Source organism: Radiobacillus deserti (assembly GCF_007301515.1).
Classification (GTDB): domain Bacteria; phylum Bacillota; class Bacilli; order Bacillales; family Amphibacillaceae; genus Radiobacillus; species Radiobacillus deserti.
The window spans coordinates 2,370,929-2,396,012 of the sequence record NZ_CP041666.1 but is presented as its reverse complement, the minus strand read 5'-3'; the positions used below and the strand labels follow the sequence as shown (position 1 = coordinate 2,396,012).

Annotated in this window: 28 protein-coding genes and 1 riboswitch; of the genes, 15 read left to right on the top strand and 13 right to left on the bottom strand. The window is 39.0% G+C overall.

Annotated elements, in window-relative coordinates; genetic code table 11:
* Positions 1-64 precede the first annotated feature (64 nt).
* Positions 65-400, bottom strand: a complete 336-nt coding sequence (locus FN924_RS12660; RefSeq protein WP_143895035.1) for a YuzC family spore coat inner layer protein — start codon at positions 398-400, stop codon at positions 65-67.
* Between the two features lie 56 nt (positions 401-456).
* On the opposite strand from FN924_RS12660, the gene FN924_RS18885 reads away from it, so the two are divergent.
* Positions 457-594 (top strand): hypothetical protein, encoded by a 138-nt coding sequence (locus tag FN924_RS18885; protein ID WP_158633999.1) that lies wholly within the window; start codon positions 457-459, stop codon positions 592-594.
* On the opposite strand, the gene deoD is transcribed toward FN924_RS18885, so the two are convergent.
* On the bottom strand, positions 587-1,294 hold the full coding sequence (gene deoD / locus FN924_RS12655; protein WP_143895033.1) for a purine-nucleoside phosphorylase: 708 nt from the start codon (positions 1,292-1,294) through the stop codon (positions 587-589). The two genes, FN924_RS18885 and deoD, sit on opposite strands and share 8 nt — an antisense overlap.
* A 238-nt stretch (positions 1,295-1,532) precedes the next feature.
* Between deoD and FN924_RS12650 the strand changes: the two genes are divergently transcribed.
* The 3 genes from FN924_RS12650 to FN924_RS12640 all read left to right on the top strand — a co-directional run bounded on the left by FN924_RS12650 (position 1,533) and on the right by FN924_RS12640 (position 3,572).
* Positions 1,533-1,796 (top strand): phosphocarrier protein HPr, encoded by a 264-nt coding sequence (locus FN924_RS12650; protein ID WP_143895032.1) that lies wholly within the window; start codon positions 1,533-1,535, stop codon positions 1,794-1,796.
* A 102-nt stretch (positions 1,797-1,898) separates the two neighbouring features.
* A complete protein-coding gene (locus tag FN924_RS12645; protein ID WP_143895030.1) occupies positions 1,899-2,387 on the top strand; it encodes a cation:proton antiporter regulatory subunit in 489 nt (162 codons plus the stop codon).
* 6 nt (positions 2,388-2,393) lie between these two features.
* Positions 2,394-3,572 carry a cation:proton antiporter gene (locus FN924_RS12640; RefSeq protein WP_143895028.1) on the top strand — a complete coding sequence of 393 codons (1,179 nt, stop codon included), beginning with the start codon at positions 2,394-2,396 and terminating at the stop codon, positions 3,570-3,572.
* A 28-nt stretch (positions 3,573-3,600) separates the two neighbouring features.
* Here the strand turns inward: FN924_RS12640 and FN924_RS12635 are convergent, their stop codons facing one another.
* Entirely contained in the window at positions 3,601-3,984 is a 384-nt protein-coding gene (locus tag FN924_RS12635) for a kinase-associated lipoprotein KapB (RefSeq protein ID WP_194709659.1), read from the bottom strand.
* A 154-nt stretch (positions 3,985-4,138) separates the two neighbouring features.
* Here FN924_RS12635 and FN924_RS12630 point away from each other — a divergent pair, with 154 nt between their 5' ends.
* Both FN924_RS12630 and FN924_RS12625 read left to right on the top strand, forming a co-directional pair.
* Positions 4,139-4,318, top strand: a complete 180-nt coding sequence (locus tag FN924_RS12630) for a hypothetical protein (RefSeq protein ID WP_143895024.1) — start codon at positions 4,139-4,141, stop codon at positions 4,316-4,318.
* Positions 4,319-4,372: 54 nt separating this feature from the next.
* The gene (locus tag FN924_RS12625; RefSeq protein ID WP_194709658.1) at positions 4,373-4,951 is read left to right on the top strand and encodes a superoxide dismutase family protein; all 579 of its coding nucleotides are present in this window, start codon (positions 4,373-4,375) and stop codon (positions 4,949-4,951) included.
* A gap of 29 nt (positions 4,952-4,980) precedes the next feature.
* Here FN924_RS12625 and FN924_RS12620 read toward each other — a convergent pair whose 3' ends face one another.
* Positions 4,981-6,153, bottom strand: coding sequence for a MalY/PatB family protein (locus FN924_RS12620; RefSeq protein WP_143895022.1), 1,173 nt, complete (start codon positions 6,151-6,153; stop codon positions 4,981-4,983).
* Between the two features lie 322 nt (positions 6,154-6,475).
* Here FN924_RS12620 and yugI point away from each other — a divergent pair, with 322 nt between their 5' ends.
* The gene (yugI, locus tag FN924_RS12615) at positions 6,476-6,874 is read left to right on the top strand and encodes a S1 domain-containing post-transcriptional regulator GSP13 (RefSeq protein WP_143895020.1); all 399 of its coding nucleotides are present in this window, start codon (positions 6,476-6,478) and stop codon (positions 6,872-6,874) included.
* Positions 6,875-6,959: 85 nt separating this feature from the next.
* Here yugI and FN924_RS12610 read toward each other — a convergent pair whose 3' ends face one another.
* Positions 6,960-7,199, bottom strand: coding sequence for a DUF378 domain-containing protein (locus FN924_RS12610; RefSeq protein WP_143895018.1), 240 nt, complete (start codon positions 7,197-7,199; stop codon positions 6,960-6,962).
* Between the two features lie 175 nt (positions 7,200-7,374).
* Here FN924_RS12610 and FN924_RS12605 point away from each other — a divergent pair, with 175 nt between their 5' ends.
* A complete protein-coding gene (locus FN924_RS12605) occupies positions 7,375-8,724 on the top strand; it encodes a glucose-6-phosphate isomerase (protein WP_143895016.1) in 1,350 nt (449 codons plus the stop codon).
* Positions 8,725-8,768: 44 nt separating this feature from the next.
* Here FN924_RS12605 and FN924_RS12600 read toward each other — a convergent pair whose 3' ends face one another.
* The 3 genes from FN924_RS12600 to FN924_RS12590 form a co-directional block, all read right to left on the bottom strand.
* Positions 8,769-10,211: a carbon starvation CstA family protein gene (locus tag FN924_RS12600; protein ID WP_143895014.1), complete on the bottom strand. Its 1,443-nt coding sequence runs from the start codon at positions 10,209-10,211 to the stop codon at positions 8,769-8,771.
* A 126-nt stretch (positions 10,212-10,337) separates the two neighbouring features.
* On the bottom strand, positions 10,338-11,066 hold the full coding sequence (locus tag FN924_RS12595; RefSeq protein WP_143895013.1) for a LytR/AlgR family response regulator transcription factor: 729 nt from the start codon (positions 11,064-11,066) through the stop codon (positions 10,338-10,340).
* Between the two features lie 17 nt (positions 11,067-11,083).
* Positions 11,084-12,805 (bottom strand): sensor histidine kinase, encoded by a 1,722-nt coding sequence (locus FN924_RS12590; protein ID WP_143895011.1) that lies wholly within the window; start codon positions 12,803-12,805, stop codon positions 11,084-11,086.
* Between the two features lie 151 nt (positions 12,806-12,956).
* Between FN924_RS12590 and FN924_RS12585 the strand changes: the two genes are divergently transcribed.
* The gene (locus tag FN924_RS12585; protein ID WP_143895009.1) at positions 12,957-13,358 is read left to right on the top strand and encodes a YugN-like family protein; all 402 of its coding nucleotides are present in this window, start codon (positions 12,957-12,959) and stop codon (positions 13,356-13,358) included.
* On the opposite strand, the gene FN924_RS12580 is transcribed toward FN924_RS12585, so the two are convergent.
* Both FN924_RS12580 and FN924_RS12575 read right to left on the bottom strand, forming a co-directional pair.
* Positions 13,350-14,351 carry a potassium channel family protein gene (locus FN924_RS12580; RefSeq protein WP_143895007.1) on the bottom strand — a complete coding sequence of 334 codons (1,002 nt, stop codon included), beginning with the start codon at positions 14,349-14,351 and terminating at the stop codon, positions 13,350-13,352. The two genes, FN924_RS12585 and FN924_RS12580, sit on opposite strands and share 9 nt — an antisense overlap.
* Before the next feature lie 193 nt (positions 14,352-14,544).
* Positions 14,545-15,606 (bottom strand): DmpA family aminopeptidase, encoded by a 1,062-nt coding sequence (locus tag FN924_RS12575; protein WP_143895005.1) that lies wholly within the window; start codon positions 15,604-15,606, stop codon positions 14,545-14,547.
* Positions 15,607-15,732: 126 nt separating this feature from the next.
* On the opposite strand from FN924_RS12575, the gene FN924_RS12570 reads away from it, so the two are divergent.
* Complete coding sequence (locus FN924_RS12570; RefSeq protein WP_143895003.1) at positions 15,733-16,056, top strand: YnfA family protein; 324 nt, start codon at positions 15,733-15,735, stop codon at positions 16,054-16,056.
* A gap of 58 nt (positions 16,057-16,114) precedes the next feature.
* Here FN924_RS12570 and FN924_RS12565 read toward each other — a convergent pair whose 3' ends face one another.
* Positions 16,115-16,669: a thioredoxin family protein gene (locus FN924_RS12565; protein ID WP_143895001.1), complete on the bottom strand. Its 555-nt coding sequence runs from the start codon at positions 16,667-16,669 to the stop codon at positions 16,115-16,117.
* A gap of 128 nt (positions 16,670-16,797) precedes the next feature.
* On the opposite strand from FN924_RS12565, the gene FN924_RS12560 reads away from it, so the two are divergent.
* The 3 genes from FN924_RS12560 (at position 16,798) to FN924_RS12550 (ending at position 19,620) form a co-directional block, all read left to right on the top strand.
* Positions 16,798-17,574: a GNAT family N-acetyltransferase gene (locus FN924_RS12560; protein ID WP_143894999.1), complete on the top strand. Its 777-nt coding sequence runs from the start codon at positions 16,798-16,800 to the stop codon at positions 17,572-17,574.
* A gap of 36 nt (positions 17,575-17,610) precedes the next feature.
* The gene (locus FN924_RS12555) at positions 17,611-18,669 is read left to right on the top strand and encodes a M20/M25/M40 family metallo-hydrolase (protein WP_143894997.1); all 1,059 of its coding nucleotides are present in this window, start codon (positions 17,611-17,613) and stop codon (positions 18,667-18,669) included.
* Between the two features lie 60 nt (positions 18,670-18,729).
* A riboswitch (FMN riboswitch) is annotated at positions 18,730-18,876 on the top strand.
* A 162-nt stretch (positions 18,877-19,038) separates the two neighbouring features.
* Positions 19,039-19,620 carry an ECF transporter S component gene (locus tag FN924_RS12550; RefSeq protein WP_143894996.1) on the top strand — a complete coding sequence of 194 codons (582 nt, stop codon included), beginning with the start codon at positions 19,039-19,041 and terminating at the stop codon, positions 19,618-19,620.
* 383 nt (positions 19,621-20,003) lie between these two features.
* Here FN924_RS12550 and FN924_RS12545 read toward each other — a convergent pair whose 3' ends face one another.
* Both FN924_RS12545 and FN924_RS12540 read right to left on the bottom strand, forming a co-directional pair.
* Complete coding sequence (locus FN924_RS12545; RefSeq protein WP_143894994.1) at positions 20,004-20,126, bottom strand: YjcZ family sporulation protein; 123 nt, start codon at positions 20,124-20,126, stop codon at positions 20,004-20,006.
* 605 nt (positions 20,127-20,731) lie between these two features.
* A complete protein-coding gene (locus tag FN924_RS12540; RefSeq protein WP_143894992.1) occupies positions 20,732-21,679 on the bottom strand; it encodes a 1,4-dihydroxy-2-naphthoate polyprenyltransferase in 948 nt (315 codons plus the stop codon).
* A gap of 281 nt (positions 21,680-21,960) precedes the next feature.
* Here FN924_RS12540 and FN924_RS12535 point away from each other — a divergent pair, with 281 nt between their 5' ends.
* Both FN924_RS12535 and menD read left to right on the top strand, forming a co-directional pair.
* Positions 21,961-23,349, top strand: a complete 1,389-nt coding sequence (locus FN924_RS12535; RefSeq protein ID WP_143894990.1) for an isochorismate synthase — start codon at positions 21,961-21,963, stop codon at positions 23,347-23,349.
* The gene (gene menD / locus FN924_RS12530) at positions 23,349-25,082 is read left to right on the top strand and encodes a 2-succinyl-5-enolpyruvyl-6-hydroxy-3-cyclohexene-1-carboxylic-acid synthase (protein WP_143894989.1); all 1,734 of its coding nucleotides are present in this window, start codon (positions 23,349-23,351) and stop codon (positions 25,080-25,082) included. Before FN924_RS12535 ends, menD begins: the two co-directional genes overlap by 1 nt.
* Positions 25,083-25,084: the final 2 nt, after the last annotated feature.

Genomic DNA, 25,084 nt, shown 5'->3' with positions numbered 1-25,084 from the left:
CTCTCGTTATCATAATAGAAGAGACTTATTTCATTGTCAACCAAAATAAAACAAGGTTAACAATCTACCAAGGTATGGAGAGAGTAAGCTTACAGGTTTCTATCTGAGTTCGTTTAGCAGTAAAAATAAATTGAATGCCGTCGGGGTTGTACTTTACTTCTGGAACTGTTGAAATACCAAGCTCATTGATATACGTTTTGATTTGCGAAGTATTAGATTTTTGAGCTGCATCTTTAATTTTATAGGCAAATCCTTGGTTATGCTCAATGTTTTGTAGAAGGGTATCCAAGTCCTTCATGACGACTTGACAAGTTTTGGCTGATGTTTCAAATTGGTGGGTCTGCACTTGTGGGAATATCGGATGCTCACGATAGGAATAAGGATGTCTAAAATGGTACATATGGAATGATCCTCCTTTTGCATTTACTATATGTTCTTTTTAAGAAGGGGTGTATAATGAAAAAAATCAATACGAAAGAGAGAGGTTATGATTTATATCTGAAGGAAGACGTATGGGATGACGAAATTGGAATTAAAACAAAATCAATAAAAAAAATCGCGGTGTATAAAACCGCGATTTTTTGGATTACTTAATGGCAGCGTCAAGAGCTACTTCAATCATATCATTAAAGGTTGTTTGTCTTTCTTCTGCAGTCGTTTCTTCACCTGTAATAATATGGTCTGAAACAGTGAGAACAGAAAGAGCTTGTACCCCATACTTAGCAGCTAATGTATAAAGGGCAGTGGTTTCCATTTCTATAGCTAGAACATTGTAGCTTGCAAGGAATTCGGCTAATTCTTTTCCATTATCCCGATAAAAACTATCACTTGTAAATACATTTCCGACGCGTAACTGTAAGCCTTTGGTTGATCCAATATCGTAGGCATTTTTCAACAATTCGAAGTCAGCTGTAGGGGCAAAGTCAATCCCGCCGAACGTCATACGATTCATTTGAGAATCGGTAGAAGAAGTCGAAGCAAGAATAACATCCCGAACCTTAACGTCTTTTTGAATAGCGCCACAAGTTCCAATGCGAAAGAGTTTTTTCACATCGTAGCTTTGAATCAATTCGTTTACGTAAATAGAAATGGAGGGTACCCCCATTCCAGTTCCTTGTACAGAGATTCGCTCTCCTTTGTATGTACCCGTATATCCATACATGCCTCTAACTTCGTTATAGCATGTAACATCATCAAGGAAGGTTTCCGCAATATATTTCGCGCGAAGTGGATCTCCAGGTAGTAAGATTTTATCAGCAATATCGCCTTTATTAGCACCAATATGTACGCTCATGAAATAAGCCTCCTGTATTTGAGTTTTGTACCTGTTAAAAGTATCATAATGGCTTAAATAACTCAAACACTGTAATAAGGATGAATAGATACGACATTTTTCACATAACCTCAACAAAGACATCGTTTTTATGTTTCTAATTATAGAGAATTCGTATATAATAAAAGTAATACATACAAGGGTACAAATTCCTTAGTGTGAAAATTTTGGTGATAGTTTAAGAAAGGTGGAAAACAATATGAAAGAAAAAACATTTACTATTACAGATGATACTGGCGTACATGCAAGACCAGCAACACTTCTTGTAAATAAAGCAGGACAATTTGAGTCCGAAGTGGAAATGCACTACAACGGGAAAACAGTTAACCTAAAATCTATTATGGGTGTCATGTCTCTAGGTGTACCAAAGGGAGCTCAAATTAAGATTACAGCGGATGGTAGTGACGAAGAGCAAGCACTTCAAGGTATCGAAGAAGTAATTAAAGAACACTTAGGTGAATAATAACGTATAGTAAATTAAAGCTAGAGACTTCTCTCTAGCTTTTTTTACCGAATAAATAACTATTATGCGATAATGAATAGATAGCAAAAGAGGTGTTTAACGTTGAAAATATCGGTGTCACAATTACCAGGAATCGGGCAAAAAATTTCCTTGAAAACAGCGGAAGATAGCATGTTAGTTATTGTTGTCCATCATACAGGCAAAAGAGAATTGTATTTTTTTAATGATGCAGATAACGATGAAGCTGATTTCGCCATGGACCTAACACCAGATGAAACACGAGAGCTCGGAGCACAGTTGCTTGGAGCAACCTACCAACCGGTGGATGCGGATAAGCTGAAAATCTTTAGAAAACAGGTCGTTGTAGACTATGTAGAAGTGAAGGAAGGTTCGCCACTGATTAACCTTACTATCGAAGAATCAGATATTCGAAACAAGACAGGAGCTACGATTATTGGAATTGTCCAAGGAGACGAAACGATTGCTATTCCAGAGATTCATACGAAAATTGCACCGGGAGATGTCCTAATCTCAATCGGAAAGCAAGATCAAATAGATGCGTTACACGTACTTTCTAAAGGGGAGCGGTGATAGTCCTTGCATAGTGACTTTCCTATATTACTAGGTGCTGGGTTAGTATTACTAGGGATATTTTATTTAGGGATTTTAAGCTTGAAAATTAATTTCCCAAGTGTCATTTTATATATACTATTTGGTATTGTTTTAGCGGACGTATTAAGTGATAACGAAATTCTTCATTTCGCTAGCGAAATAGGTATTGTGCTTCTTTTCTTTCTCCTCGGTTTAGAATTCAATGTGAAGCGACTAGGTGGGATCGCGAAAAAGATTTGGTCCTCGGGCTTGTTAGATGTAGGATTAAGCCTTGGTGTTGCGATGCTTTTTGCCTTTTTGTTCGGAATGGACTGGTTTAGTGCGTTCATTGTCGGAGGTATTACATATGCCACTAGTTCTTCCATTACAGCCAAACTTCTAGATGATAAGAGCCGAATGGCAAACGCAGAGACCGAATTTATTCTCGCGCTCTTAATCTTTGAGGATTTGATTGCTCCTATAATAGTTGCTGTCATTCTAGGTATTCATACAAGTGGTGAGTTTCATACGAGTGATATAGTTCTATTGTTTGGAAAGATAATTGGACTAGCATTGCTAGCAATTCTTCTAGGAAAAACCGTATTTAAGAAATTTGAGGAATTGTTAATAAAGATTGATGACGAGGATATAAAAATCGTTCTCCTCATTGGACTATCTGTTTCGTTTGGGGGGTTAGCGATGCTTCTCGGTCTGTCGGAGGTATTAGGTGCCTTCTTAGCCGGGATGATGCTCTCGGAAATTGGGAAAATAGAGAGAGTGGAACATACGGTTTCTCCTGTACGTGATCTGATGCTTCCAACATTTTTTGTCTATTTTGGAACGACGATCCAACTTGGGAATGGGCTACCGCTTCCTTGGCTGATTGTCGTATTAATCATATGGTCCATGATAGCAAAGATTTTAGTAGGAATTATCGGGGGGCGCTGGTATGGCCTTTCCAAAAAAGTGTCGTTAAGAGCAGGGCTATCCATCTGCGCACGAGGTGAATTTTCTGTTGTAATTGCATCTGTTGCGACTGGTACCGTTAAAATATTGGGTGGTATCTATATCCTTATTGCTGCTTTTATCGGTATGATTCTTTTTGATCAGGCTCCGAAGATTGCAAATAAAATATACGGTAAAGGAAAGAAACAAAGTCGAAACTTAAAAGTACCAGGATCGTAAAAAGGAAAGCGTGGTGGCTTTCCTTTTTTTAACGAAAATATCGTTTTTCTAAGTCTTCTAACTGCTCTAATACCTTTGTTTGAAATTCTGAAGAACCTTGTTGTTTAAATTTCTCTTTTTGAGTTTCAAGTGCAGCTTTTAACGATTCTGTATAGTCCGGTATTTCATCTATATAAGGGTGGGTGGCGGATTTAGATACGTTCATTTTTTCTTGAAAGCTTAACGCCTTTCTTTGGTGAAAAAACACATCCTCTGTTTTACCGTAATTATGTATATCCCCTTGGAGCGGATGCTTTAAGACAGCTAAAACTTTTATTAAGTAATGTTCACCACGGTCCTCTACAATCTCTCCCACATATGTTCCAGACTTATAATGAGCTTTTACGATATCGCCAATTTTTCCATTATCCATTTCACTCATCCTTTAATTGATGTCGTATATAATCTATCTTCTCAAAATCAAGGAAGAAGTACAAGCATGTTGTATTGTCACAAAAGGTTGAAAAGCTGTCACTGATTATTGGAGTAAGCTTTGTTATACTATGGGAAGAAGGAAGTGATTGCGTATGATGGAATTTCTGTATTTTCCGGAAGACAAAAGCTTATATATTCCATCCGTCTTGATGCTCTTAGTATTTGTTATCGGTGCTGCAATCGCTATGCGTTTGTTAATCAGAGCATCTAAAAAAGAAGAAAAGAAGTTTGATCAAGAGTATCTTTCAAAAGACGAAACGGAAAAAGGATAAAGGAAAGGTTTCGTGTCCATACTATTCCCATACTTTTATGAAAGGGGTATATGTATGAGACATGTAGCTATTCTGGTATTTCTCATTCTTCTTGTTTGTTTGACAGGATGTAAGGAACCAACAAGAACCCCGCTGAAAATAGACATGTATAACACTGCTGGTGATACAATTGGAACGGCAAACTTAGTGGAACAACCGGATGGAGTTAAAATACAGCTCAAGATTGAAGGATTAGAACCGGGTTTTCATGGCATTCATGTTCATGAATATCCAGTATGCGAAGGACCAGATTTTAAATCTGCAGGAAGCCATTTTAACCCAGACAATAAAGAGCATGGGTTAATGTACACAGAAGGTCCACATTTAGGAGATTTACCTAATATTGAAGTACCTCCTGATGGATTGGTGGATACAGAGCTTACGGTCAACGGTGCAACGTTATTGGATGGGAAAAATTCCTTATTACGAAATGAAGGGACGTCACTAGTTATTCATGCTTCCCAGGATGATGGGGTTTCACAACCAGCCGGTAATTCAGGGGATCGAGTAGCTTGTGGGCAAATCCAGTTAGAAAAAGAAGGAGAGTCTCCAAGCGATCCGACGGAAACGAATAAACCTGATATGATGAAATAAAGAAGGCCCTTAATTGGAGCCTTCTTTCCCTATAACGCTCTTTTATGCAGTGCCTCCAAGATTCTATTTAACCCAAGATGAAGAGTTTCTGTTGGACAAGCGACATTGATTCGCATAAATCCTTCCCCTTCTTTTCCAAACTCAATTCCATCATTTAACCCCACTTTGGCATCCTCTTGCATAAATTGCTTTAATTCTTTTTGCGACAACCTCATTGCTCGGCAATCTAACCAGAGTAAATATGTGCCTTCTGGTTCAATTAAAGTGATTTCATCACGAGTAGAAAACGCATCCCGAACTAGTGAGATATTAGTGTCAAGCACCTCAAGTAATTCCTCTAACCATTCTTCTCCCTCTTGATAAGCAGCCTCAAGTGCTAGGATTCCCATTGTGTTTAAAATGCCGAGGCCTTGTTTTTTAAACTGTTTTTTTAAGAGTAGCTTTTTCTCTTTATTAGAAATGATAGCAAAAGAAATGCGGAGTCCAGCTAGGTTAAAGGTCTTGGTTGGAGACATGCAAGTAATCGTTCTATTTGCAATCTCTTGACAAAGAGAGGCGATTGGAATATGACTATTTGGTTGATGGATAAGGTCTGCATGGATTTCATCAGATAAAATAAGGACGTCATATTGCTCGCAGAGCTTCGCCATCCTTGTTAATTCTTCTTTTGTCCAAACTCGCCCTACAGGGTTATGCGGATTACTTAAAATAAAGGCTTTTACTCCTTTTTGGAATTGGGTTTCCAGATGGTTAAAATTAATTTCATATTTTCCGCTTCTTAGCTCCAAAGGATTTGTTAATAGCTTGCGGTCATGGAGATTTACTAGGTCGTAAAAAGGTGCATAAACCGGTGTTTGAATAAGAATGGCATCTCCAGGTTCTGTATAGGCTTGAACAGCTAAATGCAAGGTTGTAATAACGCCTGGGCTATAGACAATCCAATTCTCATCGATGTCCCATTGATGACGACGCTTTACCCAGTTCATGACAGATTGATTCACGTTAGCATCGGTTAATGTGTACCCATATATTTGATGGGAAACTCGTTCTGAAAGTGTTTCTGTAACAGCATTAGGGACTGGAAAATCCATATCTGCAACCCACATTGGAATCACTTCATTGGACCCATAGAGCTTTTTAACCATATCCCACTTCACAGACTTTGTGTTTTTTCTATTCACTACCTTTTCAAATGTACCCATGTCACGTCCTCCTTTCCTTCTTAATCCTAGTGTATCATGTATAGAAAAAAGAAGGATGCACGGTGCTTGGGGGAAGAAAGGCAAAAAGAAAAAGCAAAGCTCATTTGCTTTGCTTTACAGGGGGAATACGAGAAAGTCTTACGTAAATAAGTATTTCCACATATGACAGAATCTAAACATAAAATATTCAATTTTTCATGAAATATGGAAGAAAAGTAGCTGGGAATAGGATATCCTTTGCTTAGGGTTTAACAACTATGATAGAATTAATAATTGCTTATTAGAAACGAAAACGAAAAATTATCGGGAGTTGTTGTTCATCATGACAGAAAATTTCAAAGAAGGTCAAGTAGTAGAAGGGAAAGTAACAGGGATTCAGCCGTACGGAGCATTTGTTGCGTTAAATGATGAGGTGCAAGGTCTTGTACATATTTCTGAGGTCACACACGGATATGTAAAAGACGTAAATGAATTTTTATCTGTAGGGCAAGATGTTACAGTGAAAATTTTAAATATTGATGAAGAAAAGAACAAGTATTCTTTATCTATTCGTGCGACACAAGAAGCACCAAAGCAAGTGGAGAAAAAACAAGCTCCTAAACAACGAGGAAAAGCTACACCACAACAAGAAGCACAGCCAGCAGGATTCAACACATTAAAAGATAAACTGGAAGAATGGATTGAACAATCCTCAGAAAGAGAAAATACATTCAAGCAATAATGTGTATAGGAAAATACCTACCAGGTCCAATCTGGTAGGTATTTTTTGTGAACATTGTAAGGATAAAAAAACAACAGGAGAACATTTATCGTTCTAATCTTGCTTCTCTTTGCGTAGCGGTTTCTTCTGAAGTTCTGAAAAGCAATGGTAAAGCTAATAGCCCACTAATCCCAACTAACGTATAGATGATGCGGGCAAACGCTCCACTCTGTTCTCCACCACCAAAGATTGCGGCAACTAAGTCAAATTGGAAAAGTCCGACTAGACCCCAATTGATAGCTCCGACAATAACTAACAATAGTGCAAGACGTTTGATAAAGCCCATCGTAACATTACCTCCTTTTCATAACGTTCTATAGTAGGATGACAAATCAAGCTTGAAACTATACAATTTTCCAAATCCAAATAGTCCCTCTTTTTTCATAACTTGATTTAAATAGTCCGTTTCGGTAAATTTAAGGAAGGAACACTATAAACCAAACACAATGGGAGGTAAGGAAATGAGTTATATTCGCTTCGAGTATGAGAAAGCTATAACTTTCTTTGAAAAGCACGAATTAGACTATTTACAAGAGCCTGTTAAGCTTGCTCATCAACAGTTACATACTAAATCAGGTGCAGGAAATGACTTTCTGGGCTGGTTAGATTTACCGAAAGATTATGATAAAGAAGAGTTCGATCGAATTAAGCAAGCAGCTCAAAAAATCCAATCAGATTCTGATGTGTTGCTTGTCATCGGTATTGGAGGATCTTATTTAGGAGCAAGAGCTGCGCTTGACATGTTAAACCATTCTTTCTATAACGTACTTCCCAAAGATAAAAGAGGCTTTCCTCAAGTGTTATTTGTAGGGAATAGTATAAGTGCACCATACATGAACGACTTATTAGAAGTATTAGAAGGAAAGAATGTATCTATTAATGTTATTTCGAAAAGTGGTACAACAACTGAGCCAGCTATTGCTTTTCGCGTATTCCGTAAGTTTCTTGAAGAGAAATATGGGAAAGAAGAGGCGAAGAAAAGAATCTATGCCACAACAGATAAAGCAAAAGGTGCATTAAAAACATTAGCAACAGAAGAAGGCTATGAATCCTTTGTTATTCCAGACGATGTAGGTGGCCGTTTCTCTGTGCTGACTGCAGTAGGTCTTCTACCAATAGCGGCGAGTGGGATTGATATTGACGCTATGATGGAAGGCGCTCAAAAGGCTCGTGAGGAGCTAAGCTCTGAAAACCTTTTTGAAAATCCTGCTTATCAATACGCAGCGGTTCGAAACGTTTTGTATAATAAAGGAAAAACGATTGAAATGCTAGTGAATTATGAGCCAGCACTTCAATATTTCTCTGAATGGTGGAAACAATTATATGGAGAAAGCGAAGGGAAAGATCAAAAGGGTATTTTCCCGGCTTCTGCAAATTTCTCAACGGATTTGCATTCCATGGGGCAATACATTCAAGATGGTAGAAGAGATCTATTTGAAACAGTTTTACATGTGGAAGAACCGAAATCTAATCTTACACTAGAGAAAGAGGACCAAGATCTTGATGGTCTAAATTATTTAGCCGGTAAGACCGTGGATGAAGTCAACCAAAAGGCATACCAAGGTACAATGCTTGCTCATACAGATGGTCAAGTTCCAAACCTAATCGTTCATCTCCCGAAGCTAGATGCTTACACATTTGGATATGCCGTATATTTCTTTGAAAAAGCATGTGCGGTAAGTGGCTACCTCCTAGGTGTAAATCCGTTTGATCAGCCAGGAGTAGAAGCGTATAAGAAGAACATGTTCGCTTTATTGGGAAAACCTGGATTTGAAGAAGAAAAAGCAAAATTAGAACAAAGATTGAAATAATGGAAAACCCGCCCTTATCGGAGCGGGTTTTGTTTTCATAAAAATTACGCTACAAACGGAACCTCGTCGTCCAATGGTATTTGTGCTTCTTGTGCCTTTTTAGCTCCTCGGAAGAAGGTTAATGTGATGACAACGGTTATAATGCCTGCTCCCATATAGGATATTGGTAAGGAGAGGCCAAATCCGATTTGGGCGTTTAATATATACGTGAATGTAGCCATTGTCATGAATATACCCGGAATCATTGGGATATAGTAATTCTTCTTGGCGATATACAAATACATGGCGCCAACCCATAAAGCAATAACAGCGGTAGATTGGTTTGCCCAAGAGAAATATCTCCATAACAAGGTAAAATCAATTCGGGTTAGTAGAAACGAAATAGCAAACATCGGTAACGCAATCCATAAACGGTTTAGCGTTTTCTTTTGGGTTACGTTCAGATAATCTGCAATAATCATTCGAGCACTACGGAATGCCGTATCCCCAGAAGTAATCGGCAAAACGATAACTCCGAGAACAGCGAGCGTTCCACCTATCGCCCCTAACAATGTCGTGGATACTTCCGTTACAACCGCACCTGGACCACCGCTTGCCAGTATTTCGTTTAATCCAGCAGATCCGTTAAACATGCTCATGGCAGCAGCTGCCCAAATCATCGCGATAATACCTTCTGCAATCATCATCCCGTAAAAAATGAAGCGACCTTGCTTTTCATTTTCCGTTGTACGAGAAATAATTGGAGTTTGGGTTGCATGGAATCCAGATAATGCACCGCAGGAGATTGTTAAAAATAGTAGTGGGAAAATTGGGGCATTATCAGGATGTAAATTTGTAAAAGATAGCTCTGGTATTGGAGCGCCTGTAAAGATTAAGGTAATTCCAACTCCAATCGCGGAAATTAATAATAATGCTCCGAAAATTGGGTAAAAGCGACCAATGATTTTATCAATTGGAAGTAAAGTAGCTAAGATGTAATAGATGAAAATTGCTGCTAATATTAGCCCCAAGGATGCCCAACCGCCCATTAAGTTGTTTAATAAATCAGCTGGTGCGGTAACGAACACCGTACCTACTAAAAGTAGAAGCAAAACAGCAAATCCATTTACAACGTGCTTCATTACTTTTCCTAAAAATTTCCCGGCTAGTTCTGGCAAATGGGCGCCATGGTTTCGAATCGATATCATACCAGTTAAATAATCATGAACGGCTCCAGCAAAAATACAGCCAAACACGATCCACAGGAAGGCGACAGGACCGTAAAGCGCTCCCATAATTGGACCGAAGATGGGGCCGACTCCAGCAATGTTCAATAGCTGAACAAGTGAATTTTTCTTTTGGTTCATCGGAAGATAGTCCACACCATCGGAATGGCTGAAGGCAGGGGTTTGACGCTGATGATTAACCCCAAATACTCGTTCTACAACTTTTCCATACGTAAAATAACCAATTATAAGAAGTAATATTCCGGCAATAAACGTAAACATTAGTTCTCCTCCTTATCCAATATCTACATCCATTGTATATGAAAGCGTTATCAATTATGAGAAATTGGGGGCAACGTGTCTGATTCAAAGATTGACATGTCGTTTTAAAGTGTTAACATGTTCTGATTATAGCTCAAGCTGAGCTCGTAATGCTTTGACATAGTTTCGGCTGACCGAAAGTAGTTCTTCAGTGCCATCCATTTCTAACTGATAAGCGCCGTTAAACCATGGAATGAGCCTTGACACATGATTTAAGTTTACGAGATAGCTTTTATGAATTCGGAAAAAGGAGTACTCCTTGAGTCTTGCTTCCAGCTCTTTTAAAGGAGTTTTGGTTTCATATTCTTTGCCAGCTACTACGATTTTTGATACTCGATTATCTCGATAAATGAACAATATATTATGAGGATTTAGATAGACAATTTCTTCTCCCTCTATGGCTAACTTAAATGGAGTTTGTCCAGCTAATTCCTCTTGTTTGCTAAGTAAATAGCGTTCTAAACGCTGTACCGTTTCATCTAGCTCTTGCGGGTCAAATGGTTTTACGAGATAATCTACTGCTTCTTGCCTAAATGCTTCCACAGCAAAATCTGGATATGCAGTAGCAAACACAATGAGTGGTGTTTTCTTTAATTCTTTTAGCATACTAGCGGTGTCCATTCCGTTTCTTTTAGGCATTTCAATGTCTAAAAAAATGACATCTGGTTGGAGTTCAATCGCTTTTGTAATACATTGGTCTCCGGACTCCGCTTCCCCAACAATACGTATTGGCGGATATGTCGATAAAAGATGAGATAATTCTTCCCTACTATACCGTTCATCATCCACGATGAGTACCGAAATTGTGGATCTCATACATGTTCCTCCCGTCTTTATATTTCAAATGTAACTTCTGTTCCTTTCATAGGTTCGCTTTTTATGACGAGTAGAGATTCTTCGCCATACATCATTTGAAGCCTGCGATTGACATTATATAAGCCAATTCCAGTACTTTCAGATTCCTCATAGAATTCCTTGCAAATGTGCCCCTGTTTTCGAACGTCCATTCCATCTCCGTTGTCTCGTACCGATATTTTGGTTTTGCCGTTTGGGGTAGATTGGATGGAAATGTGTATTTGACAGTCTATTTCTCGATCCTTAATTCCATGCTTTACGGCATTTTCCACAATCGGCTGTAATAGAAGTGGTGGAACTTTATGACGAAGTAAACGATCTTCTATGTCATAATCTACAGTCAAACGGTCGACAAAGCGTGCCTCTTCAATATGGAGATAGGCTCGGACATGTTTCAATTCTTGCTCCAAAGTAGTTAAGGTAGAAGTGGTTCCTCGTATGTTTTGCCTTAAAAAGTGGGATAAGGAGACCAGTAATTTTCGAGCTTTGTTTGGATTCGTGCGAATTAAGGATACGATAATGTTTAAACTGTTAAATAAAAAATGAGGACTTATTTGTGCTTGTAATGCTCGTATTTCAGCTTCTTTCGCTAATTCAAAGGCACGATCAGCCTCTGATATATCTAATTGATTGGATAATAATGAGCTTAACCCTTTCATCAACTGGATGACAACATCCGTTATTTCTTTCTCCGAACGAAAATAAAATTTTAGTGTACCTATCGTCTCGCCTCGTTGTTTCAACGGAGCAACGATGACGGCAGATAGAGGGCAATCCTCTTCTCTACAACGAATATCTTCATGCTTGGCTACAACTAAGGTTCCTTTTTCTATTACGGTCCGAGTGACATCGGTCTGAATCGGGGAGTGACACTTATGGTGATCATCCGCTAGACCAACATGGGATAATATTTGCTTCGTATCGGTAATGGAAATAGCACTTGCTTCTACTTCCTGTAACAAGATTCTACAAACTCCTTTTGCTGAATCTGGATTTAATCCTTTTCTTAAGAAGGAAACCGTGCTTTCAGCTAGTCGAAGTGCCTTTTGTGCTTGAAGTGCACCCATTTTTTCTTCCTCATTCAATACACTTTGTACAATAAGTAAGAAGATGGCAGAGCCTATTCCATTGGCTAAAATCATAGGAATTCCAATCCCTTGTACAAGATCATATGCCTGATTAAAAGGTCGAGCAACTAATAAGATGATCATCATTTGGATAGCTTCTGCTGAAGCACCAACAAGGAACGCTTTCTTTGGCGATACGTGTTTATTTTTACGATGCAAGGCACCAGAAATCAATCCAGCGATGACTGCAGAAAATCCACAAGCAAATCCGGTAAATCCACCTAAGCTAAAACGGTGGATGCCTGCTATCAACCCTGCTCCTATTCCGACTTTATATCCCCCTAGCAATCCAGCTATGACAACCCCAATAACGCGGGAGTTTGCTAATGCTTCATTATAAGAGAGGTTATTAGCCCAACGGTCAAACTGAAAGGAGTCGGGACTGAATGTTAATCCTGAGTAGGTACCAATAATTCCGAAAAAGCCAAAGAATAGAATAGCAAGATACTGTTGCTTCTTTCCTAATTGATCAGCATGAATCATTTGTCTAAAAAAACGAAACCGCGTCAAAATAAACGCAATCATAACAATGATGCCTAGTCGTTCTAACATCGTAAGCATCAGTTCAAACATAGTTGTAACCCCTTCAATGTATTCGCTTTTTTATTATACGGGACTTTCGAGTTTAAGTGGTAAGAAAACTATCTTTATGGAGGTTGCAGAAAACATAAAATTGATTGGAAGGGGTAAAGTAAAGGTAAAGAATCTTTAAAGGAGTTTTTTTATGATTCCGATAGCCTCGAGTCTTGAAAATAAAGTATTTTCTCTTTATGAACTAGAAAAACAACTCAAGCCACTTGGATATGTGATTGGTGGAAATTGGGATTACGACGAAGGAGCTTTTGATTATCAAATGGCAGACGAGGATGGTTACGAATATCTCCGTATTCCTTTTAAAGTGGAATCAGGGATGTTAGATTCACCTGGAGCAACCGTTCGGTTAGGGAGTCCGTTTGTATTAGCTCATATTTATCAGGATGGAGTAGATGACCATGCAGATAACGGAGCTCTACAAGGGATGATTAATCAGTTTCAATCCCCTGTTGACTCAGATGCAGACATTTCTGAAAAATACGTCAACAGAGGGAAGAAACTCATCAAACAATTAGAGAACATGCTAGTCTAATTTCGACAGAACAATCAATGTATCTTCAGCAGCAATAATTTTTTGGAATGGAGGGTTGATAATTAGCTCTCCATTTCTTCTTATACCAACCAAGATTTGCTCGGAAGCTACTAAATAATCCGATGTATCTAGAAATGTTTTACCTTCTAGATGTTTTGGTAGCTCTACTTCTTTAAATTGTTGGTTAGAAAACAATTCTAAAATTAAATCAAATGGTTCAACGGGCTCATCACGAAAAAGTTCATGGTAAAAGAGTGTGCTCATAAAGTCGTTTGATCGAATCACAGAGTCTGCACCTGCTCTTGTCGCATTGATGGTTTGGTCTTTCGTAAGAATTTCGGTAATAATTGTGACGTTTGGATTATTTCCTCGAATAGCCACAGTCGTCAGGATACTTTGTTGATCCGCCTCTCGTTCATTTTTCGAAGGATCGGAGGTAATGACGACACAGTTCGCTTCTTTTATATTTGCCTTCCTTAATGTTTCATCCTCCGTGGCATCTCCTCTGATAAAATGAATATTATAGTCCTGATCAGGAATGCTACCTAACGTTTGATCAATCAGAACGATGGATTGCTCACTGTGTCTCTCTTGAACCTGGTGAAGTAATTGCTTCGTTCTTTCATTCCAGCCCACAAATATAATGTGAGCTTTCCCATTATATTTTACTTTTCCTTTAGAAAAGTCATGCTCTAGATTCACGGTTTTGGCTGATACAGTCGCCATGTAGAATGTAACGAGACCGCCACCAGCTAGGATGAGTAAGATGGCCATCATACGACCAATGGTGCTTAATGGTACATAATCTCCGTATCCGACAGTAGAACCAGTTACGAAAGCCCACCAAACCCCATCAAAAATAGTAGGAAAGCTTTCAGGCTCTACAAAATGTATAAGGACACCGAATAAGAACATAAGTATAATCACAGTTAAAAACAAACGATATAATAATGGAATTCTAAAATAGAAATGCCATAATTGCTGTAAGTTCACGGTAAGTATCTCCTTTCTGTCTCAGTATGGACAAAAAAGAGGATGAATTAACATGCTTGTTTTTATGGAAGTGCGTGCTCCTATATATCGGCGGTAATTTTAGGATTTCAGCGATTAATTTCATATTTCAGCGAAAAAGTCTACATATCAGCGAATTTTTCCGTTTATCAGCGAAAACAAATATATCAGCGCTTTATAAGGGAATCTGAAACGACTTCAGCAAGTCTTTTAAGGCGGGACGTTTATTTCCGTCTCTTCCCGTCACTGCAGTAGCGGTAATTAACGAATTTATTACGGCTTCTTCCGTTGCTTCCCCGACCGCGCGAAATGCTTCATCGATTTCTTCTTCATGAATAGTTTGGAGTGAAGAGATTTTCCCTGTTTTTTGATGAGAAACTTTGTTAGCAGTAGTAAATCCAATTGCAATTTCACCACTTCCGTTTGTGATGATGGAACCAGTCCGTGCGAGTCCTGTACTTGTTCGTTTTAGAATTCGATTTAGTTGGCGTTCGGATACAGGTAAATCCGTTGCAACGACCATCATAATAGACCCTTTATCTTTTTCTTCCCAGGATGGTAGTATTTTTTCTTTTAATGCTTTTCCAATTTGGTTTCCTTGGATCGTTAAATCATGTAAAATTCCAAAATTCGTAACGACTAGAACACCGAGTGTATAAGTCCCGTGATCTAATTCCATTATTCGGGAGGAAGTTCCGACGCCACCTTTTAATGAGTAGCATAGCATTCCAGTACCTGCACCAACTGTTCCTTCTTCAACAGTGGAAGAAGCCGTATGTATCGCTTGGAAGATATGATCCTTTTTGATTTTTTTGGCGCGTATGCTGTTTAAAAACATATCATTACATTCCCCTACAACGGGATTCACTGTCCCTGTTGTTTGTCCAATTTTCGGATTTTGCTCCAACATGTAATCAATCAATGCATCGGCTGCCAAGCCAACACTTAATGTATTCGTCAGAATAATAGGTGTTTCGATGGTACCAAGCTCGGTGACCTGGATGGAGCCAGTGGTTTTTCCAAACCCATTTATGACATGAGTAGAAGCTAACACTTTTTCCTGAAAAATATTCCCTTGGTGTGGAAGAACGGCGGTAACTCCTGTCTGTGTATCTTGATTACTTAAGGTAACCTGTCCGACTGTTACTCCATCTACGTCCGTAATACTGTTTTTAGGGCCAACAGTCATTTCGCCGATATGTATTCCATACTCTCTTATTCTTTTTTGTTTCTTCATGTTTTCAGCCCCAATCTTTTTAATTTATCTTAACATGGGAGTAAAGTATGCTCTGGTATTTAAGACTGTTATATACTAGTCAGGGATTAAGAGAGAGAATAAATCTAAGTTGGGAGAGTAATTAGAATGATTCATGCGATCATACTATTTGTGCTAGCAGGTATAGCCGAAATTGGCGGCGGTTATCTAGTTTGGTTATGGTTGAGAGAAAGTAAGCCTTTTTATTGGGGATTCGCTGGCGGTCTGTCATTAGCCCTTTATGGTATAATTGCTACGTTCCAGTCCTTTCCGTCATTCGGTAGGGTGTATGCTGCTTACGGTGGTGTGTTTATTGTGCTCTCCGTTTTGTGGGGATGGGGTATAGATAGAAAAACACCGGATCTATATGATTGGCTTGGAGCTGGGATATGCTTAATTGGTGTTGCAATTATGTTATTACCCCGCTCCTAAGCTTTTTGTCGAGTGAGGACAGGAACAGAACATCACTATGATATTCTGTTCTCTCCTGTTAGACAGATGAGATTGTTTCTTTTAAACTCCGATACACTTCTGCCCAAAAATCCTTGTTATCTCGATAGGCTTTCGTAATAAAAGTAAACATTTCTTGTTGCTTTTCTTTAAAATCCTCCGCATCTTTTTTCGGTAATTTAGAGGTTGAATCGTCGACAAAGGCTTGTATTTTTGGTGCACGTGGTCCCCATTTTGCTACTTCATCGCCGGATTGATTGATAAAAATAAAGATGGGTATTGAACGTGATTTCCCGTTCGTTAAGTATTGATCCATTAGTTCGAGATTCTGATCTCTTTCGAGAATTCGCACTTCTATATTAGCTTGCTCAGCAATACGAAGAAGGATCGGAATATTCATCATGGCGTCCCCACACCAATCCTCAGTTAGCACAATTGCTCTTAAATTTTGCTGTTTTAGGGACTCGAAAAATTCCCTATCCTGAGGCAGTTCAAATTCATCATATACTTTTAATAGGTCTTCTTTATGAGTATTCATGGATTCTATGAAATCATCTGGTTCTTTTCCTTTATTATACCAATTCTCTAGTGACATGAATCGCACTCCTTCCATCTAGTAGTGTACGGATACCCTTTTGAAAAGTAAAAGAAAATGACCTGTTATATAAAGGATTTCCTCAAAAGAGGTAGAATATCAATGAAAAAGGCTTGGAGGAGTATGTTATGGAAGACGAGCAGTTATTAGGCATTTTTAATAATCAAATAAGAAAGGGACCTGCCCCCATTGGATACAGGAAAGAGGTAAGTCCTAACACAGTAAGACATATCTCTACAACAGGAGAAAAAGGATTCATTTCTTATTCTTCTTTGCAAGAAGGGAATGTAGAATCGGTTATTAAGGAAGAAATAGAATATTTTAAGCGCATGAAACAATCCTTTGAATGGAAAGTATATAGTTATGACCAACCGAAGGAACTGAAAGAAATTTTGTTGAATAAAGGCTTTAAAGTGGATGAGGAAGAAGCATTGATGGTCATTTCTCTCGAACAGCATCATTCATTTTTGGATTATCCTTTACCGAACGAATTAAAAGAAATAACAGACAAGTTTGGAATTGATAAAATAGTTCAGCTCGAAAACGAAATTTGGAATGAGTCACACGAAGAATTAGGGATGCGATTATGGAGAGACAAACAAACATACCCAAATTCCTTATATTTATATGGTGTCTATCAGGAAGAACGATTAGTTAGTGCTGCTTGGATTTATTTAGAGACAGACACTTCTTTTGCAAGCTTGTGGGGTGGCTCCACTTTATCTCCGTATCGTGGGAGAGGCTATTATACAGCACTACTAGCGGCTCGTGCTAGAAAAGCGCTTGAAAAAGGACACCGCTATTTAACAGTGGATGCTAGCACGATGAGTAGACCAATACTCGAAAAAGCAGGATTCCATTGCCTCGCCTTTTCCTATGGGTGTCAATCCCCAACTTTCACATAATGTGTGATACGATATAGTCGTACAAGGAGGATGAAAATGAACCAAATGAATAAAGATTTTTTACTAGAACTATTAACGACGCCATCTCCTTCTAGCATGGAAATGGGTATCCAAAAAAAGTGGATAAACTACATAACTCCATATGCAGATGAGGTGATAACAGACCATGCAGGGAATGCGATTGCCGTCTTAAATCCAGAAGCGGAATTTAAAGTTCTCTTAGCGGGACATTGTGATGAAATTGGTTTGATTGTCAGTCGCATCGACGAGCAAGGGTACCTATATGTTCAAAAAGTCGGCGGGGTAAACCCGAAGGCTGCTGTTGGCATGAAAGTGACGATTCTCGGCTATGGAAAAACAATTACTGGTGTTATTGGAGTAAATGCACAACACCATGGTGGAATTAAGGGAGACTTTGAACTAGAAGACTTATTTATTGATTGTGGAGCTACTTCTAAAGAAGAGATAGAAAAATACGTGCAAATAGGCGACTTGGCTGTTTACAAGCGTGAGCCTGAAGTATTAATGGATCGATACATTGCAGGACGTGGCTTGGATAACCGTACTGGAGCATTTATTGTTGCGGAAGTACTGCGTAGACTCTCGAAAGAAGACGTGAACGTAGGGGTATATGCAGCAAGCACGGTCAATGAAGAAACAAACATGGGTGGAGCATTTTTTGCAGCAGCTGGTATCCAACCAACGATGGCAATTGCTTGTGACGTTACATTTGCAACGGACTACCCAAATGTTAATAAAAGTAAGTATGGGGATATCAAATTAGAGAAAGGTCCCGTTCTTGCCAAAGGAGCACCTATTAACCGGAAAATTAATCAGATACTCGAAGATACGGTTAAATCGTTAAACGTGGATGTTCAGTATGAGTTAACGCCAAGCTCCACTGGAACGGACGCAGATATGATGAGAAGGACAGGGCGAGGCGTCCCAGTAAGTCTTGTATCCTTACCATTACGTTACATGCATTCTCCGGTTGAAACAGCCAGCTTTAAGGATATGGAAGAAGAGATTGAATTACTCGTTACAATGATTAAAAACTTAACTGGCAAAGAAAGCTTAAATCCTTTAGAAGATTAAGCAAAACACTTTTCAAATCGAAACATACTATGTATAATAACTGATATAGTTAAATATCGGTTCTATCTTCGGGGCAGGGTGAAATTCCCGACCGACGGTGATGAGTAGTATGGCTATTCTAAGTCCGTGACCTGTTTGACGTAGTCAAATGGCTGACCTGGTGTGAATCCAGGGCCGACAGTATAGTCTGGATGGGAGAAGATAAGAGGCAGAGGTATCTTTGTTATACCTTTTGTTTCCTATTCACATGTATGTTCCAACCCAAAAGCCCCTATGTGCTTTTGGGTTTTTCATGTTTAATAGGAAGTAGCTGCATCCCTTCATCAAAAAGATTAGAACCGATGTAAAAGTGGTGAAGGAGGAAGAAAAATGCAACAAGGAACACAATCTTCAAAGCTTTTTAAGTTAATTATCTTGGCCTTGTTAGGTACGATTTCTATGGTGTTAATGTTTTTAAACTTTCCATTGCCGTTTTTACCGCAATACTTAAAAATTGATTTTAGTGAAGTACCAGCTCTATTAGCAGCGTTAGTATTCTCACCAGGAGCGGGTCTTATAGTGGAAGGAATTAAAAACTTGCTATACCTTGTGTACACAGGAGCGGGTGATCCAATTGGCGTTATTGCAAACTTCCTTGCCGGAGCACTGTTCCTTTTACCTGTATCTATCCTGTATCATCGGTACAAAGGTGTGAAAAGTCTTGTATCAGGGTTAGCGACGGGAACCGTTGTTATGGCGATTGGAATGGGAGTTTTAAACTATTTCCTAATCTTGCCTGCCTATACGATGTTCATGGGAATGGAAGCTATGACTCCAGCCATTAAATGGGCATCTGTAATTGCTGGTATTACACCATTTAACTTTCTTAAAGGACTTGTGATCAGTCTCTTGTTCGTTCCATTATTCATCAAATTAAAGCCATGGTTAGTGAAGAAGAAAATGATGGCGTAGTGCAAAAGGAGCTTGGTTTTCCAAGCTCCTTTTGCATGAACATAAGTTCTGTTGATAGGATGCTCCTTGTAAAGAGGAGTTGTTTCATGATTGTGAACGAAGTAAATAAGGATGAATAAATAGGTTCGGTTAGGATTGGCGATTACAGTAGAGTGTTCACACTGAGAGAAGAGTAATGAAATGAATAATTAGTTGATGAACTCTAAACAATTTTGATTTTTGTATTGAACACATAGCAACGAAGAAGACAATACATTCTACTTCATTTTTTACATAAATATTAAGAGGCTTCCAAAAACATAATGGAAGCCTCAGAGAATGAGCGCAAGATGAAGAATTTAATTTGCTCCTGCATCCTTGTAGAGGAGATTTTAAACCTAGGTTTAGTATCCACCGCCGTACCCGTACCCTTGACCCGTAGGATAATTGTTACCTACGATTACAAGTAATACGAATAGAACTACCAAAAGGATAAAAGAGTTTTGATTTCCTTGAAAGAAACTCATTTTAAATTCCCTCCTTTCCAGTACTGCACTATATACTATGTGTGGGGTTTACATAGGGAAAGGCAGCATAACTAGATGAATAATAAATAGGTTACAGTGCATTTAACACCTCTTTTAAATCATCATGAGTTCATCATAATTTAAAGGGTAATTGGGAAAAACGATCGGATTTAGAGGATTTAGTTATATTTGTGCTTCCTATTAACTCTGTAGGCATCTATTTTGTTGGGGAGCTTTTGAAGATAGCATTGGTAGTTGGAGTTTTTTCATTACTTATTAATTAGTGGCACAATAATCTTATTTTTATTGTTCTCTTAGGTGCTGGAGCTTCACCATGTATTTTTTATGCACTCATTGGCTGTTATCTTCTGTTACATTTAGTAAATTTCCAGTTAAGAACAGGATCTCTGTTTATTTCCTATGTTATGCCCTATTGGGCAATTTATTAGGGATGGATGGTGCTATTTATCACATTTTTAGGGTTTGCTTTTGGGTTGGCAATTAGTTTCTCCTTTTAACTTCAGGTCTATTGTTATAATAAAGTTTCAAATATGAAAAAAGGAGATGCATGTTGCATCTCCAACAAAAAACTATAGCCAAATAATTTATAACGAGACTGGATAAATCAACTGAATAATAAGAGAAATGCCTAACAAAAATCCATAAATCGTATTTGTTTTTGCTGTGGATACCATGGCCGGAATCATTTCAATGTTCATCGTTTTCCCAATAAACCCTTTATAAGCATCTCTTGCTTTTTTAATAGCTAAGAACGTTAAGAGTGACCATATTGGTAAAATCCCAAGCGCAATGAAAACAGCGGTAATTACAAAACTAAGGAAGAATAAAGTGGCGAGTAAACGGACTGCAGCGTCATGACCGACAAGAATCGCAATTGTTTTACGACCGTTTTCTTTATCCCCCTTCAGATCCCTAATGTTATTAGAGAGCAAAATCGTTCCAATAAAAATCGCAACGGGGATGGAGATTAATAGTGCCTTACTAGAAACTGCTTCAATTTGAATATAATAACTAATTCCAATAATGACAGTACCCATAAACAGTCCTGCAAAAAACTCTCCAAAAGGCGATGCGGATATTGGAAATGGTCCGCCTGTATAAAGATACCCACAAAGCATACAAACTGCTCCGATGACAGCAATCCACCAGCTCGTCTCCATGCAAATATAAATACCTAATAACAGTGCTACACCGTAAAAGGAAAATGCAGTGGTTAGTACAGTCTTTGGAGCCACACCGTCTCGAACAATTGCTCCTCCGATTCCTACCGATTGTTCATTATCTAATCCTCTTACGTAATCGTAGTATTCATTAAACATATTAGTTGCTACTTGTATTAAAATAGAAGCAAATAGCATAGCTACAAAAAGTAGAACATCAATAGACTGTTCTAAACTTGCGACCATGGTTCCTACAAAGACAGGGATGAAGGAAGCAGTCATCGTGTGTGGACGCAACAATCTCCACCAAACGTGGAACCCGTCTTTTTCTTTCAGTGTACTTTTTACATCATTTTTTTCTATAGGTTGCATTTAGTGTCTCTCCTTACACTTTGCCATATCTCAAAAGAGCAGGCCTATGTCATATTAAGTTTAGGGAATGAAGACAAAGGTGTCAATTGGGATTGCTATTTAAATACTAGGAATTCATACCAATTGTTGAGAAAGCTGTAGAAAGAGAATAAAATAGAGGATAAGAAGACGTTTTGTCGGTTCATTTACTTTATAAACTGGCGATTTTATCCTATAATGAAATATGTTTTGAATAAAATAAATAGATTTGGATGTTTGCCCTATATATTGGAGGGTCATAGATGATTGAGACACAGATCCCAATGCTGGAACAAGCATTGGAACAAGCTTTATCTGTATGGAAAGTGGAAAATAAGCCACAGCTTATTAGTATAACGGAAAAGATGGATGCTATCGATCCGTTTATATTTTTCGATAGGGGTACGAAATGGAAAGGAAAAAGAATTTTTTGGTCAAGCTCTCAAGAGAGCTTTTTTCTTGTAGGGGTTGGAGAAGCAATTTCCATTGATTCAAATAATCAAGATTTTCTTCAAACTGAAGAACAATGGAAATCACTCCTGAAGGAAGCTTCTATTTACAATGCTTTTCAAGTGCCTGGTACAGGACCAGTTGCTTTTGGAGGAGGATCCTTTGATCCGGACAAAAAGAGTACGAAGTTATGGAAGGAATTTAAAGAAACACAATTCCGTATCCCTTCCTATCTGTTAACGATTACTAACGGTGAAACATATGTAACGTTTAATGCGATGGTAGCGTCGGATGAAGATACCGTTTCAATTAGACAGGATATGCTACTTGCCAAACAATATCTTTTAGCAGAACAAAAAGGATTACCTGCAGGGCCAAGTATTGTTCAGAAAGAGGAAATAGCTTCAGACCAATGGAAAGAGTTAGTGGAAAAAGCCACTAATGAGATAAAAAGTGGACAAGCTAAAAAAATAGTATTAGCTCGTGAAATGCGAGTGGATTTCGAAGAAGATGCCTCATTATCCTCTATTCTTTATCAATTGCATGAAAGTCAAACCAATAGCTTTATCTTTGCTTTTGAGAATGAGAGAGACTGCTTTTTAGGCGCATCTCCCGAACGACTTGTTAGACTTCAGGATAATGAATTACTATCCACCTGTCTTGCTGGCACAGCACCGAGAGGAGTTACTAGGGAAGAAGACGAGAAAATCGGAGCAGCACTATTAGCGGATGAAAAAAACCGAGAAGAGCATGACTTCGTTGTGCAGATGATTCGAAACGCTGTGGAAGCATGCTGTGAACAGGTTCATGTACCAAGTGATCCCGTTTTATATCCATTGCGCAACCTTCAGCATCTATACACACCAGTTCAGGCGGTGTTAAAGAAAGGATATTCCATTTTAGATGTAGTACAAAGACTCCATCCTACTCCAGCCCTCGGTGGACTTCCAAGGGAAGAGTCGATGATGTTTATTAGAGAGTTCGAGCAATTAGACCGTGGCTGGTATGGAGCACCTATTGGATGGATGGACGCTTATCAAAATGGAGAATTCGCTGTTGCTATTCGTTCTGCACTCCTTCAAGGGAAGTCCGCCTCTTTATTTGCGGGATGTGGGGTTGTAAAAGACTCGGAGCCAGAAGCGGAATACCAAGAGACAATGATTAAATTCACCCCAATGCTTTCAGTTTTAGGAGGATCATAATGGACCATACGGAAATTTTGACTAGATATGTTACAAGCTTTGTTGATGAGCTTTCTCATAGTGGATTGACGGACGTGGTCATATCACCTGGATCCAGATCTACGCCACTTGCGCTCACGTTTGCAGAGCACCCAAACATACAGCATTGGGTAAACATGGATGAACGGTCTGCTGCTTATTTCGCTTTAGGTATGGCGAAGCAAACTAAAAGACCAGTTGCCATTCTTTGTACGTCAGGCACAGCTGCCGCAAATTATTACCCAGCTATCGTAGAGGCTCACTATAGTCGTGTGCCTCTTCTTGTGTTGACTGCGGATCGACCGCATGAGCTTCGGGATGTTGGAGCACCGCAAGCGATTGATCAAATCGATATGTTTCGGAACTATGTAAAATGGTTTCATGAAATGGCGTTACCTGAAGCATCTTCTAGCGCACGCCAGTATGTTCGAAGCAAAGCATCACGCGCCTATTCGGTTGCAGTTGGAGGAAATGCAGGACCTGTTCATTTGAATTTTCCATTTCGAGAGCCTTTAGTACCAGATTTTACGCTACCTTCTCTATGGGAAGACCGTTCTAAAGCCTATCATGCTCATTCGATTGGGAACAAGGTGTTGGATGAAAATCAGTTACATTATCTCGCAACTAGATTTTCTCACTATTCAAAAGGACTGATCGTAGTTGGACCACAAGAGGACCATGCCTTAGCGAAGGCTGTCGTAGCATTAGCGAAGCAGTGGCAGCTTCCGATTCTAGCGGACCCACTATCTCAACTACGCGCAGGACACCACGACAAAGAGGTTGTGGTGGAGACCTACGATTCTATTTTGAAGAGTGAACAAGTTCGCACATTCCTAAAACCAGATTTTGTTCTTCGCTTTGGAGCGATGCCTGTTTCTAAGCCGTATTTGCTTCTCATGAAACAATTTTCGGATATCGATCAGTACGTAGTAGAAGCGCATGATGGGTACCGAGAACCGACTGGTAAGGAAACAACTTTCATATATAGCGATCCTATTTCTTTTTGTGAGAAAGTAATGGCGGAAGCTGTTTCTTTTGAACCGGATTGGTTACAGACGTGGAAAACATGTAACGAAAAAACAAAAGCTATACTAATGGAAGAAACAACGGATGCGTTAACCGAAGGTCATACAGTAAAACATCTAGCCGAAGCCGTTCCAGAAGGTAGTACGATTTATGTTGGGAATAGCATGCCAGTTCGAGATCTTGATACATTCTTTATGAACACGCCCAAATCTCTATCTATCTTAGGAAACCGAGGAGCGAATGGAATAGATGGCATCACTTCTAGTGCTCTCGGTGCTGCTGCTACTGGTCAAAAGGTAACGTTACTTATCGGGGATATTTCTTTTTACCATGACTTCAATGGATTACTAGTTGGAAAACAATATGAGATTGACATGACCATTGTGTTAATCAATAACAATGGTGGAGGGATTTTCTCTTTCTTACCGCAAGCAAAACAAGCGGATCATTTTGAGGTGTTATTTGGTACTCCATTACATATGAGTATTCAAAAAATGGTGGAGCTCTACGATGGGAAGTATGCAAAGCCAGCCACGTGGGACGAAGTAAAAGATGTGTTAGAAAAGAGCCATGAAACAAAAGGGGTGTCTGTCATTGAAATCGAAACAAATCGAAGCGAAAATGTGGCTTGGCACCGTCAGAAATGGCAGAAGATAGAGCAAGAATTACTTGCCTACCTCGAAGGGTGAGC